The organism is Lacrimispora sp. (assembly GCF_036758025.1).
In the GTDB taxonomy this organism is placed as follows: domain Bacteria; phylum Bacillota; class Clostridia; order Lachnospirales; family Lachnospiraceae; genus Lacrimispora.
Genome location: NZ_DAIOXM010000020.1, coordinates 19372 through 34769, shown reverse-complemented (window position 1 = coordinate 34769; position 15398 = coordinate 19372). Strand labels below are relative to the sequence as shown.

Here is a 15398-nt window from a genome sequence, read left to right as displayed (position 1 = left end):
GAGATGTAAGGACTTGGGGGAAATAAATGAATTATTAAAACATATCAGGCTGCCTAAGATGGTACGGGTAAGGCAGAAGTTCTGTAAGGAACACCTTGATGATGCGGCAGCAGTACTGAGAAAGGAACTTATGGGCCGGGGGATTGGAGAGACAATCACCCCGGGCATGAGAATCGCTATTACCGCAGGAAGCAGGGGAATTACAGGCATTGATAAAATAACAAAGGAAATTGTGGATTTTTGCAAGGAAAAAGGGGCACTGCCTTTTATTGTCGCCGCCATGGGAAGCCATGGCGGTGCCAGCCCCAAAGGACAGCAGGAGGTCCTGGCCGGATATGGAATTACTGAGGAGCGCATGGGCTGTCCTGTTCTGTGTGATATGGAGGTTGTAAAGCTGTGTGAGCTGCCGAAGGGTTCTCCGGTGATGATTGACAAACATGCAAATGAAGCGGACGGCATTATTGTTGTCAACCGTATAAAGGCCCACACCTCTTTCCGGGGCAGATATGAAAGCGGATTGATCAAAATGATGGCAATAGGCCTTGGCAAGCAAAGAGGAGCGGAGGCCTGCCACCATCACGGATTGTACCATATGGCGGAAAACGTGGAACAATACGGCCTTGCAATCCATAAGCATGCAAAGATATTGTTCGGTGTTGCCATTGTGGAAAATGCCTACGAGGAAACTGCCCTGATACGGGCCCTTACATATGAAGAAATTCCTGAGGAGGAGCCCAGGCTTCTTGAAATTGCCAAGGAGAAAATGGCAAGGTTTTACTTTCCCGAGGCAGATATACTGGTGGTGGATGAAATCGGAAAAAATATCAGCGGAGACGGAATGGACCCCAATATTACCGGACGTTTTACCGTGGATAACATCAGGACCGGATTAAAGACCCAGCGGGTTGTGGTACTGGACATATCAGAGCAAAGCCATGGAAACGGCAATGGTTTGGGACTGGCCGATATCTCCACCATGAGGGCATTCCGGAAGTTTGACCGGGAAAAGTCCTATCCCAATGTGCTGACCAGCACCGCACTGTGCAATTGCAGGATTCCTCCTGTATTTATGAACGACAAAGAGGCCTTGCAGGCGGCAGTAAAGACGTGTACCGGAATCCAAAAGGAAAAGGTGACCATGATCCGGGTAAAAAACACCTTATTAATGGAAGAAATAGAAATATCGGAATCATTGGTTGAAAAAGCAAGGCTGATTCCTGAAATAGAAATATTGTCAGACCCCTATGAATGGAAATTTGATCAGGGGTATAATTTATTCTGAAAAGGTTAACGTTAAACCAAGAGAGAAGAGGATATTTAAGATGGAAAAAATGAAATATGTCAGGATACCTGAGCCGGGCAAGGTTCAGGTGGAAGAGATGGAAAAACCGGAAAGAAAGCCGGGAGAGGCGCTGCTGGAAATCTTATACGGCGGCATATGCGGATCAGATATGGGTACATACCGGGGAACCTTTTTATATTCCAGTTATCCCCGCATTCCGGGACATGAGTTTTCAGCCCGTGTGGTGGAAGTGGACGACAATGAGTACGGCCTTAAGCCCGGCATGATTGTAACCGGAAATCCTTATTATAACTGCGGCCATTGTTATTCCTGCAGGCGAGGTTTCGTAAATTGCTGTACAGGCAATCAGACATTGGGGGCACAGCGGGACGGAATATTCCGCCAGTATTTTTCCATGCCTGTGGAACGCATTTACGATGGCAAAGGCCTTGATGCTAAGGAGCTGGCTCTGATTGAACCATTTTGCATCAGCTACCATGCAGTAAAGAGGGGAAGCGTAAAAAAGGGCGACAGGGTTTTGGTAGTAGGGGCCGGTCCTATTGGGGTTTTGGCTGTGATGGGAGCCAAGCTGCTGGGAGCTGAGGTAGTGGTAAGTGATTTAAGCGAAGGCCGTCTGCAGATGGCAAAGGAGCTGGGAGCCGATGATGTGATCGTAACAGGCCGGGAAGATTTTGACCAGCGGGTCCAGGAACTGACAAAGGGCGACGGCTTTGATGTGTGCATCGAATGTGTGGGCCAGCCGTCTACCTTCCAGAACTGCATTGATGCAGCAGCTTTCCGCGGGCGTGTGGTGGTGGTTGGCATTGGCAAGAAAAACCTGGATTTTGCCTATTCCCGGATTCAGACAAAGGAACTGGATATCTTCGGTTCCCGGAATGCAGGAAAGGATGACTTTACAGAGCTGATTGATTATGCCATTGCCGGAAAATTTGACTTAAGCAGGCTGATCAGCAGAGTGTATGGGCTGTCATCTGCCGAACAGGCCTTTACAGAGGTAAAGGAAAATCCTGATGCCATTATGAAGGCTTTAATTGAGTTTCAATAAAAAAGAGAACAGCAGGGTGATTACAAGAAGGGATACAGCAGTGACAAAAATAAGAAAAGGGAGAAAATGAGATGAAAACAGGATTTACAATTGCAACCGAGGCGCCGGCAGCGTATCCGGCGCTGATTAAGGGAGATCCCATTGAAAATATAAAAAAGGCAGCCGCATACGGAGCCCAGAGCATTGAACTGCATCTGCCGGACCCGGCTTCTGTGGATGTGGAAGGGTTATTAAAAACATGCGAAGAAACAGGGGTTACGGTTTCGGCAATTGGAACCGGGCTTGCCACCGTGCTGCGGGGAATTTCCCTGACATCAGATGATGAAGAGGTTTGCCAAAGGGCAATCAGCACCTTATATGAATACATTGATATGGCTGCAAAGCTGAACAGCGTTGTCATTATGGGGAGCATAAGAGGGCGTGCGTCTGATCCGGGCGGATATGGGGCTTATGCTGAAAAGCTTGCAAAAAACCTGCGGATTGCCGCTGACTATGCGGCGGAAAAACAAGTGATTCTGGTAATGGAAATTATCAACCGGTATGAGCTTTTATTCTTAAATAATGCAAAGCAGGTTGCCGGTTTCTTAAAAGAGCTTGACCGGCCCAATGTGAAAATGCATCTGGACACTTTTCATATGAATATCGAGGAAACCAGTATGTCCGCCTCCATCCTTCCCTACAAAGGCTTAATCGGCCATGTTCACGCGGCTGATAATACCCGAAGCTATCCTGGCTCAGGAACCATTGACTTTAAGGAAATTGCGGTTGCTTTGCAGGCAGTGGGCTATGACGGTGCATTTTCCATGGAATGCATGGCGACTCCTGATGAAAAAACGTCCATAACAGAAGGCTTAAAGGTATTAAACGGCGCAGTAAATTATGCAAAACAGGTATGCTGAGATAACAGAGCGGAGTCGAAAAATGGCGTAAAAAGTCATTGACATAAAAGCGTTTTCATGCTACTGTATTCTACAATGGGCCATATAAATATGAAGAAAAATCTTTAAGTGGCCGCAGGGCATGGAAAGGTTCAGGAAGGCATCAACAGGATATCGGTAAGTTGCCAGTGGCAAGCCACCCGCAACCCTCAGTAGAGCTTTACAGAGTTAAATAGTGCCGGAAGACATCGAATACAGGACTTATTATACATTGTAAAAAAGCTGATATCCATTTGCGTGGATGTCAGCTTTTTATATGTCGTGGCTCAGAATATGCAGCGAAGTGATGCAATACAATGAAAATGGGAACATGAGAGAAATGCGTATCACATGTGCGCGAGAACGGAGGAAAATATGCTAGAATGTTTGCGTAAGATGAACTTGCCGGAGTATGTACGGGATATCCTGGATCATGCAAAGGGAGTCATCGTTCCAAAAACAAGAGAAGAACTGTTACTGCTGGCTATGGGCAATGATCCGGAGAACATGGAATTCCGTATTGAGTATGAGGTCGAGGGAAAAGGCAACGTACTGGAGGCCATTGCAACCAAGTGTAAAAACGGTGTTGTGGTCAACTATATGGAAGATTACATGAGAAGACGTGATCCTGACAGTTTGCTGATTTCTGATCACAAGCCCACCGACAAGCCCAGATACCAGGATGTTTATGGCGCAGATTTTGAAACCTTAAGAGGCGAGACCTTTGAGTGGCTGAAGGAACAGGAACTTATTTTCTTCCCCTTTAAATCAGGTGGACTTGAATACGGATATGATTCCATTCTCCTGGCTCCCGCAAATGCAGGCTTTTTTGCCGCAGGTCTTGGTGATCTGCAAGGCTTTTTAAATATTGACGAAATTTGTTCTGACTTTACTCCGAGAGCAATTGTATTTCTGGCTCCGCCCTTCCGCCATACTCATTTTGACGGAAAGCAGATTGTTATTCACAACCGTCTGGAAGGAGTTCATGAATTTTATGCATATAATCTTTATCCAGGCCCCAGTGCCAAAAAAGGCATTTACGGAGTTCTTCTCAACATTGGAGAGGAAGAAGGCTGGGTAACTGCCCATGCGGCTACGGTAAAAGTAATCACTCCCTATGACAACGAAATCGTCATCATGCATGAAGGCGCTTCCGGAGGCGGAAAGAGTGAGATGCTGGAAGACATTCACAAAGAGATGGACGGACGTTCCCTCATAGGCAAAAATACAGTTACAGGTGAGAAAAATTATCTGGTGCTTCATGAAACCTGCGATCTGATTCCTGTCACCGATGATATGGCCTTATGCCATCCTAAGATGCAAAATGACAGCAATAAGCTGGTTGTTAAGGATGCGGAATCCGCATGGTTTTTAAGAGTGGATAACATGAAGATCTACGGTTCTTCTCCCCAGTATGAAAAACTGATGATCCATCCCAAAGAGCCTCTGGTATTCTTAAACCTGCAGGCAATGCCCGGTGCAACCTGTCTGCCCTGGGAACATACCTTAGACAGCAATGGAAAGCGCTGCCCCAATCCGCGTGCCATCTTACCCAGAAGGCTGATTGAAAAGGCCATTGACGAACCAGTGGAAGTGGATGTAAGAAGCTTCGGTGTGAGAACACCTTCCTGTACAAAGGAGAATCCTTCCTATGGAATCATGGGTATCCTTCATATTCTGCCTCCTGCACTGGCCTGGTTATGGCGTCTGGTGGCACCGAGAGGATTTAATAATCCCAGCATCATCGATTCACTGGAAATGACCAGCGAAGGTGTTGGCTCCTACTGGCCCTTTGCAACCGGTAAGATGGTCACACAGGCAAACCTGCTTCTGGATCAGATTGTCAAATCCACCAGCACCCGTTATGTCCTGATTCCCAACCAGCACATCGGCGCATATTACGTCAGCTTTATGCCTCAGTGGATTGCAAGGGAGTACATCGCCAGAAGAGGAAGCGCTAAATTCAAGCCAGAGCATCTGGTTGAAGCACGCTGCCCCCTCTTAGGCTTTGGTCTGGATTCCTTAAAGATTGACGGCCAGTATATCGGAAGAATCTTTTTAAGACCTGAGACCCAGCAGGAAGTGGGCAAGGAAGGCTACGATGCCGGAGCGAAGATACTGACAGATTTCTTCAGGCAGGAGCTTATGAAGTACAACACAGAGGAATTAGATCCGATGGGAAGAAAGATCATTCAGATGTTCCTGGATGGTGCATCCGTACAGGATTATCTGGAAATCATACCCATGAGATATTAATACCAGATTTAAAGAGGTCTGGCGGCAGTCTGCCGCCGGACCTTTTTGTCATCACGCCTTTGTCATCTTGCATACTAGTGCTTGACAGAGGTAGTCAAATCACTTATTCTAAAGTTAAAAAGAGAATCTGAAAGAGGGGTAAAATATGCGGCTGACAGAGCGGCTTTTGAAAGAAACAGGGCGGGAATATGCCCTTCGAATGTTAAAGGAGAATATCATTCACCTTGATCTGATTCCAGGAAGCATGCTGAGCGAAAATGAGCTTTCAGCGGAGATGAATCTTTCCCGGACTCCCGTAAGGGAAGCCTTGATTGAGCTGTCAAAGGTGAAGATTGTGGAAATCTATCCTCAGAAGGGAAGCGCTGTGTCCCTCATTGACTATGATATCATAGAAGAGGCCCGTTTCATGAGAAATGTTCTGGAATGTGCGGTAGTTGAACTGGCCTGCAAATCCCCGTCAAAGGAAGATTTGCTGAAGCTTCAGGAAAATGTAAGACTCCAGGAATTTTATATGGAAAACCGTTCTTCTGAAAGGCTTTTGGAGCTGGACAATGAGCTTCACCAGATGCTGTTTCACATGACCGGAAAGGATCAGGTGTATCAGCTTATGGACAGCATCACCATACATTTTGACCGCATACGCAGCATGTCTTTGGAGGCAGTTAAGGAGCTTAAGCTGGTTTCCGACCATCATGCCATTGTGGAGGCAATCGTTGCACAGGACAGTGATAAGGCCAAAACTCTTATGGAAAAGCATTTATCCAGATACAAGATTGATGAAAAAGCCTTGAGGGACAAGTATCCAGGGTATTTTAAATGATGCTTTTGTGCAATATATCTAAAAAAACAAATAATATTTATCAAAAATATTAATTGAACTACTAGTATACTAGATATATACTAGAAGGACAAAGGGTATCGCCAATATCCCCTTACACAGAGAATAGGAGGAATCTATTTATGAAATTAAATCGGTCTTGCTTAACAGACAGACAGGCCTGGGACAAGGCTTCCGTAAGGCTGCCGGAATTTGACTGGGAAAAGATGACAGAGGTTACAGAACAGTCCCCGGTATGGGTGCATTTCGGTGCGGGAAATATTTTCAGAGGATTCATCGCAGTGCTGCAGCAGCGCCTTTTAGAGGAAGGCCTTGAAAAAAGCGGTATCATAGCAGCAGATACCTTTGACTTTGATATTATTGATAAAATATACACTCCCCACGACAGCATGACCATGATGGTGGGCTTAAAGCCTGACGGAACCATGGACAGGGAGATTATTGCCAGTGTGGCAAAGGGCGTAAGGGCTGATGTGAACGATGAGAAGGAATTCGGTTCTCTGGTTCGTGCATTTGAGAATCCTTCCCTTCAGATGGCCAGCTTTACCATTACGGAAAAGGGATATGCCCTCACAAACTTTAAGGGAGAACTGTTCCCGGTAGTTGAAAAAGATATGCAGGAAGGCCCGGGAAAGGCCAGCCATGCTATGAGCATTGTAGCAGCCCTTCTGCTTAAGAGATATGAAGCAGGCCGTTTCCCTCTGGCCCTTGTCAGCATGGACAACTGCAGCCATAACGGAGAGAAGTTAAAGAGCAGTGTGGTTGCTATTGCAAAGGCCTGGGTGGAAAAAGGCTTTGCGCCGGCCGGCTTTTTAGGCTGGGTAGAGGATGAGGATCAGGTTTCCTTCCCATGGAGCATGATTGACAAGATCACTCCCCGTCCTGCAGAGGAAGTGCAGAAGGCTTTGGAAGAGGATGGAATCGAAGAAATGGCTCCCATCATCACCAGCAGAAATACTTATATTGCCCCCTTTGTCAATGCTGAAATCCCTCAGTATCTGGTGGTGGAGGACCGGTTCCCCAATGGCCGTCCTGCCCTTGAAAAAGCCGGAGTATATTTAACTGACCGTGATACGGTAAACCAGACAGAGCGCATGAAGGTAACCACCTGCTTAAATCCGCTGCACACAGCTTTGGCTGTATACGGCTGCGTCCTTGGATACAACAGCATTGCTGCGGAAATGAAGGATGAGGATTTAAAGGCTCTTGTAGAGCGAATCGGCTACCAGGAGGGAATGCCGGTGGTAACTGATCCCGGCATCTTAAGCCCGGAAGCATTTGTAAAAGAGGTTATTGAGTACCGTCTGCCCAATCCTTTTATTCCTGACACACCTCAGAGAATTGCAACAGATACCAGCCAGAAAGTGGCCATCCGCTTTGGAGAGACCATCAAGGCATATCTGGCTGATGAAGCTCTGGATGTGAACAGTCTGACAGCCATTCCTCTGGCTATTGCGGGCTGGCTCCGTTACCTTCTGGGTGTCAATGATGAAGGAACTGAAATGGAAATCAGCAGCGATCCTATGCTGGAAGCTTTAAAGGAACAGTTAAAGGGAATCAGCCTGGGAGAAGTTCCCCAGGAAAAAGGTTTTCTGAATGAAATCCTGTCAAATTCCGTTCTCTTTGGCACTGATCTGGTAAAGGCAGGTTTGTCTGAAAAAATCGAAGGCATGTTCTGCGAGATGCTGGAAGGCCCCGGAGCAGTCAGAAAGACCTTAAAGAAATATATGAAATAGTAGCCCCCCCTGGGAGGTTAATGTGACCCGGTCACGGAAAAGAAAAACTGAAACTGCTATGATAAATACTGAGAAAATCACCTGAAAAAGGAGTAGAAACAGTGATGGCAGTTCAGAAAAGTAAGAAATATGCATCAGTCCATGAGTCCCTTTGTGTGGCTTGCGGCTGCTGCATCAAGGTGTGTCCCAAGGGAGCCATAAGCGTTCCCAAGGGAATTCACGCCGTAGTGGATCTGGCAGCATGCATTGGCTGCGGTCTTTGTGCAAAGGCATGCCCTGCATCCGTAATCACAGTCAAGGCTGTGGAAAGGGAGGTGGGGACAGATGAAAAATAAGAAAAAATACTGGTACGATTATCTTTGGATTTTATCCTCCATGTATTTGATTTTAGGCTTGTTTAACATTCTGTTTGCCTGGCTGGGGCTTATTTGTTTTTTTACACCCCTCCTCATTTCCATGGTCAAAGGGAACAAGGCTTACTGCAACAAATACTGCGGAAGAGGGCAGCTCTTTGAGCTGCTGGGGAACAGGCTGAGATTGTCCAGAAAAAAGGATATACCGGGATTTATAAAAAGCCGGTGGTTCCGATATGGCTTTTTGGTATTTTTCATGGTGATGTTTGGAAATATGCTGTTTTCCACATACATGGTCTTTTCCGGAGCAAGTGGGTTAAAAGAAACAGTGAAACTGCTATGGACCTTTAACCTGCCCTGGCATTTCGCTTATAACGGGACGGCACCGGAGCCCTGGATCGCCCAGTTTGCCTTTGGTTTTTACAGCGTGATGCTGACCTCAACGGTTCTTGGCATGATTACCATGATTCTTTACAAACCCAGATCCTGGTGTGTATATTGCCCTATGGGAACCATGACTCAGGGAATTTGTCAATTAAAGAATAAATAGAGAGAATAGTTAGAGGATTTATCATAAGCTATTGATAAAAATGGCATAATATGCTATAAAGAAAGCACAGGAATTTAAAGGAGGTGAAGAGAGATGACAAAGTATGTATGTGACGCCTGCGGATATATCTATGATCCAGAGGTAGGTGATTCTGATGCTGATATCGCAGCAGGTACATCATTTGATGATTTACCTGAGGATTGGGTTTGTCCACTTTGTGGAGTTGGTAAGGACGGATTTTCCCCTGTGGAATAAGATTCCGGATGTTTCATTTGATCAAAAAACCTTCAGACAGGAGTAAGCAATTACTCTGGCTGAAGGTTTTTTGATGTGGAGAATTTACTGGCCATTAAAGCGTTCAAACAGTCTGTTTACATCAATCTGACCATATCCCCAGATATTGTTGGGATATGTATTGGCCTGGGACCGGTTTGCACCGCCGATTAACAGGCGGTTGATGTTGTTTCCCGTCATTCGGGGATAATTTTCCCTGATAATGGCCCATTCCAAAACCATGGCAATGATGCCTGCAGCGTGTGCAGCAGCAGCTCCGGTGCCTGTCGCTGTCCCGTACCGGTTTCCCGGAACAGCACAGGGAAGCTCGTAGCCTGGGGCCGCCAGATCCGGTTTAATGATGCCGATTCTGGTATATCCTCTGCCGGATTCGTTTAAGATGCTGTTGCTTAGCTGGTTATAAGCGGACACGGTCAGCTGGTGGGTAGCATTTCCGGGAGAGGTTACCGTGGTATTAGGGTTTGAATTGAGGAAAAAGGTTTCATTTGAAATGATATCTCCCGACGGAAGCCAGCAATGAAAAGAAAAAGGCTCGCTTTCCGGGTTTTGGACCCGCAGATACCAGATTCCGGGAAGGGGGTTTTGAAACCGCAGCAGGATGAGCTGATCCCCTGTTTCCTCTTCAAAGATAATGTTGTTGACATAGACAATGGTCTGGTTAAAGATGAAGCTGAATCTTCTGCACTGGCTTAAGGCGGGGAAAACCGGCTGGGTGGACTCCCTGTTGGGTGAGGACACGTCAATGGAAAGCCTTGCCGGGGCAAAGGACCATATTTCCATGGAAAACATCTTGTCATCATTTCCAACCCGTACCTCAATATCATTGTAGTAAGGCGGTGCGGTGGTGGAATTGAAATAATGCCTCTGGTCATTTCCCTCATTTCCCGCTGCAACGGAAATCCCGATTCCCGGAAGCAGGGCAAGGAAATCAATATAGGTGCTGGTGGTTCCTCTTCCGTCATGTCCTCCCTGGCTGCTGGACAAGGCTATGCATATGGCCAGAGGCCGGCCGGCCTGCTCTGAAACGGTTACAGCGTACCGGATCCCAAGGATGATATCGGATTCCTGATAGCAGAGCACATTGGGCGGAACAAAATGAATCCTCTTTGTATTTTCCTTTGCCTCCTTCAGTTTAATGATGATGTACTCCGCTTGGGGAGCAACGCCGCTGAAGGCGCCGTCTTCACTGGGGGTGCCTGCCATAATACTGGCTATGGCGGTCCCGTGGCCGTTGGTATCGGTCATGGGAACTAAGGAGTAAGGATTTTCGGAACTCAAGGCATCGTTGATCTGTTCCATGGTGTATTGCGATCCAAAGGTGAAGGTGTCGGGAATTGTGCCGGTCTGGTCGGTCTGATCCCACATGGAGAAGATGCGGGTGGTTCCGTCCTGATTCCGGAATGCCTGATGCTGATAGTCGACTCCTGTGTCTATGACGGCAACTAAGACCCCCTGGCCGAACAATGCCAGATCAGGGTTAGACTGTACTGCCGTAACCCCGGACTTTTCCAGGCTGACAGTGGAACTGAGAGTATAGAGGGTGGGGAAGCTGTGGTAAGTATGACGTCCTAAATCACAGGGATTCACGCTGCCGGCAGGAAGGTGGAGCAGGGAATTTCTGTCGTTTAAGTAGGTGATGTTGTCGCTGGTATCGTAGCTGGGAACTAAGACATTGCTGATAATCAGATCGTAGTAATTATTATCCAGTGCTTTTACCAAAATCAGTCCTCCCTGTCGAATCAGTACAAAGCATATTAATACATTTTATGCGGCAGGGAGGATATTATGATTGTTAAGACATGCCCGGTTTTGGTCCGGGTTATTGTGATATGAGCTTGGGAGCCTTTCCGGCTTTTTCCAGATATTCTATGATTCCTTTGGCATCAGCCTCGCCCAGAGCCTTGTACTGTTCTTCCGTGGACAGGAATAAGCTTAAGTCGCTGGTGTGGTTTAAATAGCCGTGTTCAATAATAAAGCCGCGGATTCCATACATCTGGGAATAGCGGGGAATGGCGTAATAGTCGGCTGTGCTTCCGTCAGGATATAAGGTTCCGTTCTGGGAATCTTTCAGAAGCAGCCCCCGGTTGTGAAGCCCCAGGGCATTTAAATGTTTTAAAATGGTGTTGGCGGCTTCCTGGGACTGACGGGCAATCTCATGGTTGTAGCGCCCGATGGCCGGAGACATGGAGCTGACTCCGTATGCATTCCGCTCTGTTCCATTGCCCGCTATGGAATCCACATGCTGGCTTACGAATAAATCTGCCTGTACAGAAGCTGCAAAAGCGGCTCTTTGATCCAGGGGGACGGTTACTTCTGCGCTGTCCTTGGTCAGATAGACCTTGTAGTTGGTATGCTGTTCCAAATACTCTTTGGTATAGCCTGCGATCTTCATGACGATCAGATCTTCGTAATAGGTGACGCCTTCGTATTCAAACCTGCATCCGGAGTAATTGCCTTCTGTTTTTCCGTGTCCCGGGTCCAGAACCACCACCATTCGCCCGCCAAGTCCAATACCTGGCCCGATTTCCGGGACAACGGTTTTGGTGATGGGAGGTGCAAAGGCAGGTCCCACTTCCTCTTCGGCCTGTGCGGCGGAAACGAAAGCACCGGAAATGAGAGCGGCCAGCAGAAGAGTTCTGCCGGAGGCCCGCAAAAGGTTTTTAAGCTGTATCATGATGAGTCCTCCTGAATTCTGACATTTTTCCATATATTATACCATTTTTTGCCGTCTTCTGTAAATGGTCTTCTTTCAATTTGTTTTTCTTTGTGATAAAATAAACGGACTGAAGGAAATGGAAAAAAGGAGACAGGATTTATGAAATATTATTTCGCCCCCATGGAGGGAATTACAGGATACGTATACCGGAATGCCCACCGCAAGTTTTTTGACCAGATCGATGTGTACATGACTCCTTTTATTGTCCCGACCCAGAACAGAAAGCTGACCTCCAGGGAGAAAAATGACATTCTGCCTGAGCACAATGAAGGGCTTTCTGTAATTCCCCAGATTCTTACCAACAAGGGAGAGGATTTTATATGGGCGGCAGAAGAGCTTAAAACGTATGGCTATGACGAGGTGAATTTGAATTTAGGATGCCCCTCCGGAACCGTGGTTTCCAAGAACAGAGGGTCCGGCTTTCTGGCTTATCCCGATGAGCTGGATCACTTTCTGGACCAGATTTTCACCGCACTGGATATGAAGATATCCATAAAGACCAGAATCGGAAAGGAAAGCCCCGAGGAATTTCAGCTGCTTCTGGAAATCTATGAAAAATATCCCCTGAAAGAGCTGATCATTCATCCCAGGGTGCAGACGGATTTTTATAAAAATCATCCGAACTGGGAGGCATTTGAAAAAGCAGTTTCAGGCAGCACCCATTCCCTGTGCTATAACGGGGATTTATTTACGTCTGAGGCCTATGACCGGTTTGTAAAGGCTTTTCCCCAGGTGGACAAGGTCATGCTGGGAAGAGGCCTGGTGGCAAATCCGGGACTGGCAGGGGAGATCAAGGACGGAAGAAAAATGGAAATGGAGCGGCTGAGGGCCTTCCATGACCAGGTATTGGCAGGATATGAACAGACCATATCGGGAGAAAGGAACGTGCTGTTTAAGATGAAAGAGTTGTGGGCTTATATGGGCCGGCTGTTTGAGGGAAATGAGAAACAGATTAAAAAAATCAAAAAATCCCAGCATTTATCCGATTACCGGGAAGCAGTGTCCCGTTTATTTTAGAATTCTTATGAAAAGAAGGAAAATTGATTACAAAAAAATACAAGAAGATGCAAAAAAATAATATTTTTAACTTGAACCTATAGTTACCATAGGATATATAATGATCCTGGTTAGAGAAAACGGCAGTTTGCCGCATTATGAACGGAGGAACAATATGGCTTCTAAATTTCTCATAAAAAATGCCAGGGCGATTGTGACCTGTGATCAATCGGATCATGTATATAAGGATACAGATATTTTGATTGAAGGTCCAAAGATTGTTGCCATTGGAAAAGGGCTTTCCAGTGAAGGGGCCCAGGTCATTGACGGAACAGGAAAGTTTGTGTATCCGGGACTGATCAATACCCATCATCATTTCTTCCAGACCTTTGTAAGAAACCTGATTACCATTGACTATCCAAATCTGACGGTTATGGACTGGATACATAAGATCTATCAGATTTTTCAGTGCATTGACAACGATGTGATTTACTATTCCACACTCACAGCTTTTACTGATCTCATTAAGCATGGATGTACCACTGCTTTTGACCATCAGTATTGCTATACAAAGAAAACCGGAAAGGAACCGGTGGACAGGCAGATGGAGGCGGCAAAGCTGCTGGGAATCCGCTATCATGCAGGACGGGGCAGTAATACTCTTCCCCAGACCCAGGGCAGTTCCATCCCGGATAACATGCTTGAAACCACCAGTGAATTTTTAAAGGACTGCGAAAGGCTGGTACGCCTTTACCACGATCCGGGTCCTTATTCCATGAGCCAGATTGTCATGGCTCCCTGCCAGCCCATTAACTGTCTTGCCGATACCTTTATTGATACGGTTCCGGCAGCCCGGGAAATGGGAGTGCGGATGCACACCCATCTGGGAGAAGGGGAAAATGAAGGAATTATAGCCCGTTACGGCAAACGGACCTTAGAGTGGTGCCGGGATATCGGCTTTATTGGAGAGGATGTCTGGTATGCCCACAACTGGGAGGTGCTTCCTGAGGAATATTCCATACTGGCTGAGACAAAGACAGGAATTTCCCATTGTCCCACACCGGCAATTCTGGGCGGCTTTCCTATTCTGGATATGAAGGCCATGCAGGAAGCAGGAGTCCTTTTAAGCCTTGGCTGCGATGGCTCTGCCACCAATGACGGTTCCAATCTTCTTGATGCACTCCGGGCAGCTTACCTCATGCAGTCCTATCACACAAAGGAACGGGGCGGCTGTGTATCTGCTTATGATATGTTAAAGATTGCCACCATAAACGGGGCAAAGACCCTGGGAAGGCCTGATCTGGGTTCCTTAGAGCCGGAAAAGGCTGCGGATTTATTTATGATTGATTCAGAGACTCTGGAACTGACAGGAGCAATTCATGACCCGAAAAACCTCCTTGGACGGGTTGGCCTGACAGGAAATGTATGGCTTACTATGATTAATGGAAATGTGGTTTATAAAGACGGCATTCTGACCGGTGTGGATGAAAAGAAACTTGCCCTTGAGGGAGAAGCAGTCTGTAATAAGGTGATCCGGGAACCAAATGAGGCTTTTCGGATGTTCTTATAAAAATTTCTATTATTTATGAAGGTGAGGAAAACGGTTTGAAGGATTTTTTATCCATAGGAGAAATGAGTTCCCTGTTTGGGCTGAATATTCAGACTTTATATTATTATGACAGCATCGGAATATTCTGCCCCAGGCAGAGGGACCCCAAAAACGGCAGGAGAAAATACGAGTTTGATCAGGTTTACGAGCTGGCTACCATTTGCTATATGCGAAAGCTAGGGTACTCCCTGGAGGAGATCACGGCCAAGCGGAAAATCCAGCATGTCCATTCGTCCCTGGAATCCTTAAGGAAGCGTTCAGAAGAGCTTCACAGGCAGTGGAAGGAGCTGTTTTCCATTGATGAAGCCATTCAAAGAAAGCTTGCCTTCATTGAGGAAGAGATGAAGGATATCCGGACCGACCAGATCACCATCCGCTACTGCCCGGAACGGACTTATATCGCCATTGGAGAAGAAGAACTGATTTACCGGCAGAATTCCTTTTACTTTTATCCCACTATTGCCTTTTATGAAGGCAGTTTAAAATATTTCGGAGCTTATTTATACCCTTCCAAAGGGCCTTTGCCGGAATTTCTGAGGCAGGATCAAATTCGCAAGATCCCGGCAGGAGATTATCTGTGCGCCTACCATCTGGGTTCCTATGATAAGGTTCCCCAGACTCTGGAACGACTGCGAAATTCCAGGCCTGATTTGAAATTGGAAGACCTTACCGTTAATTTTAATATTTTGGATCAGTTTGTGGAGAATGACAGTTCCAACTACATTACTCTGTCTCAGATCCAGATATTGGAATAAATAAACTATAAACAAAAGGAACAACAAGAG

At 46.6% G+C, this 15398-nt stretch carries 14 protein-coding genes; 12 read left to right on the top strand and 2 right to left on the bottom strand.

All coding sequences use genetic code 11. The annotated features are described in order from the left end of the window. Nucleotides 1-13 precede the first annotated feature (13 nt). From V7M78_RS15940 to rd, 9 genes are all read left to right on the top strand, one after another. Complete coding sequence (locus V7M78_RS15940; protein WP_333651333.1) at nt 14-1282, top strand: lactate racemase domain-containing protein; 1269 nt, start codon at nt 14-16, stop codon at nt 1280-1282. A gap of 49 nt (nt 1283-1331) precedes the next feature. Beyond that, nucleotides 1332-2348, top strand: coding sequence for a zinc-binding alcohol dehydrogenase family protein (locus V7M78_RS15935; RefSeq protein ID WP_333651403.1), 1017 nt, complete (start codon nt 1332-1334; stop codon nt 2346-2348). Between the two features lie 71 nt (nt 2349-2419). After that, nucleotides 2420-3247: a sugar phosphate isomerase/epimerase family protein gene (locus V7M78_RS15930; RefSeq protein ID WP_333651331.1), complete on the top strand. Its 828-nt coding sequence runs from the start codon at nt 2420-2422 to the stop codon at nt 3245-3247. A 393-nt stretch (nt 3248-3640) separates the two neighbouring features. Further along, nucleotides 3641-5521, top strand: coding sequence for a DUF4914 family protein (locus tag V7M78_RS15925; RefSeq protein WP_333651329.1), 1881 nt, complete (start codon nt 3641-3643; stop codon nt 5519-5521). 145 nt (nt 5522-5666) lie between these two features. After that, on the top strand, nt 5667-6341 hold the full coding sequence (locus V7M78_RS15920; protein WP_333651327.1) for a GntR family transcriptional regulator: 675 nt from the start codon (nt 5667-5669) through the stop codon (nt 6339-6341). Nucleotides 6342-6481: 140 nt separating this feature from the next. Beyond that, a complete protein-coding gene (locus V7M78_RS15915) occupies nt 6482-8095 on the top strand; it encodes a mannitol dehydrogenase family protein (RefSeq protein ID WP_333651325.1) in 1614 nt (537 codons plus the stop codon). Between the two features lie 104 nt (nt 8096-8199). Then, nucleotides 8200-8430: a 4Fe-4S dicluster-binding protein gene (locus V7M78_RS15910; RefSeq protein ID WP_333651323.1), complete on the top strand. Its 231-nt coding sequence runs from the start codon at nt 8200-8202 to the stop codon at nt 8428-8430. After that, nucleotides 8420-8998, top strand: coding sequence for a 4Fe-4S binding protein (locus V7M78_RS15905; protein ID WP_333651321.1), 579 nt, complete (start codon nt 8420-8422; stop codon nt 8996-8998). The genes V7M78_RS15910 and V7M78_RS15905 overlap by 11 nt, the downstream gene beginning before the upstream one ends. Before the next feature lie 93 nt (nt 8999-9091). After that, nucleotides 9092-9253, top strand: coding sequence for a rubredoxin (gene rd / locus V7M78_RS15900; RefSeq protein WP_333651319.1), 162 nt, complete (start codon nt 9092-9094; stop codon nt 9251-9253). 84 nt (nt 9254-9337) lie between these two features. Here the strand turns inward: rd and V7M78_RS15895 are convergent, their stop codons facing one another. Then, entirely contained in the window at nt 9338-11011 is a 1674-nt protein-coding gene (locus V7M78_RS15895; RefSeq protein ID WP_333651317.1) for a S8 family peptidase, read from the bottom strand. Nucleotides 11012-11111: 100 nt separating this feature from the next. After that, entirely contained in the window at nt 11112-11966 is an 855-nt protein-coding gene (locus V7M78_RS15890) for an N-acetylmuramoyl-L-alanine amidase family protein (RefSeq protein WP_333651314.1), read from the bottom strand. Between the two features lie 141 nt (nt 11967-12107). On the opposite strand from V7M78_RS15890, the gene V7M78_RS15885 reads away from it, so the two are divergent. The 3 genes from V7M78_RS15885 to V7M78_RS15875 all read left to right on the top strand — a co-directional run bounded on the left by V7M78_RS15885 (nt 12108) and on the right by V7M78_RS15875 (nt 15368). After that, on the top strand, nt 12108-13025 hold the full coding sequence (locus V7M78_RS15885; RefSeq protein WP_333651312.1) for a tRNA dihydrouridine synthase: 918 nt from the start codon (nt 12108-12110) through the stop codon (nt 13023-13025). 154 nt (nt 13026-13179) lie between these two features. Continuing rightward, nucleotides 13180-14574, top strand: a complete 1395-nt coding sequence (locus tag V7M78_RS15880; protein ID WP_333651310.1) for an amidohydrolase — start codon at nt 13180-13182, stop codon at nt 14572-14574. A gap of 35 nt (nt 14575-14609) precedes the next feature. After that, nucleotides 14610-15368 carry a MerR family transcriptional regulator gene (locus V7M78_RS15875; RefSeq protein WP_333651308.1) on the top strand — a complete coding sequence of 253 codons (759 nt, stop codon included), beginning with the start codon at nt 14610-14612 and terminating at the stop codon, nt 15366-15368. The last annotated feature ends 30 nt before the right edge of the window (nt 15369-15398 follow it).

Bases quoted from the DNA above. Each gene is read 5' to 3' on its own strand.
- V7M78_RS15925 (WP_333651329.1), top strand. From the start codon at position 3,641: ATGCTAGAATGTTTGCGTAAGATGAACTTGCCGGAGTATGTACGGGAT.
- V7M78_RS15880 (WP_333651310.1), top strand. From the start codon at position 13,180: ATGGCTTCTAAATTTCTCATAAAAAATGCCAGGGCGATTGTGACCTGT.
- V7M78_RS15905 (WP_333651321.1), top strand. From the start codon at position 8,420: ATGAAAAATAAGAAAAAATACTGGTACGATTATCTTTGGATTTTATCC.
- V7M78_RS15915 (WP_333651325.1), top strand. From the start codon at position 6,482: ATGAAATTAAATCGGTCTTGCTTAACAGACAGACAGGCCTGGGACAAG.
- V7M78_RS15920 (WP_333651327.1), top strand. From the start codon at position 5,667: ATGCGGCTGACAGAGCGGCTTTTGAAAGAAACAGGGCGGGAATATGCC.
- V7M78_RS15910 (WP_333651323.1), top strand. From the start codon at position 8,200: ATGGCAGTTCAGAAAAGTAAGAAATATGCATCAGTCCATGAGTCCCTT.
- V7M78_RS15935 (WP_333651403.1), top strand. From the start codon at position 1,332: ATGAAATATGTCAGGATACCTGAGCCGGGCAAGGTTCAGGTGGAAGAG.
- V7M78_RS15890 (WP_333651314.1), bottom strand. From the start codon at position 11,966: ATGATACAGCTTAAAAACCTTTTGCGGGCCTCCGGCAGAACTCTTCTG.
- V7M78_RS15930 (WP_333651331.1), top strand. From the start codon at position 2,420: ATGAAAACAGGATTTACAATTGCAACCGAGGCGCCGGCAGCGTATCCG.
- V7M78_RS15885 (WP_333651312.1), top strand. From the start codon at position 12,108: ATGAAATATTATTTCGCCCCCATGGAGGGAATTACAGGATACGTATAC.
- rd (WP_333651319.1), top strand. From the start codon at position 9,092: ATGACAAAGTATGTATGTGACGCCTGCGGATATATCTATGATCCAGAG.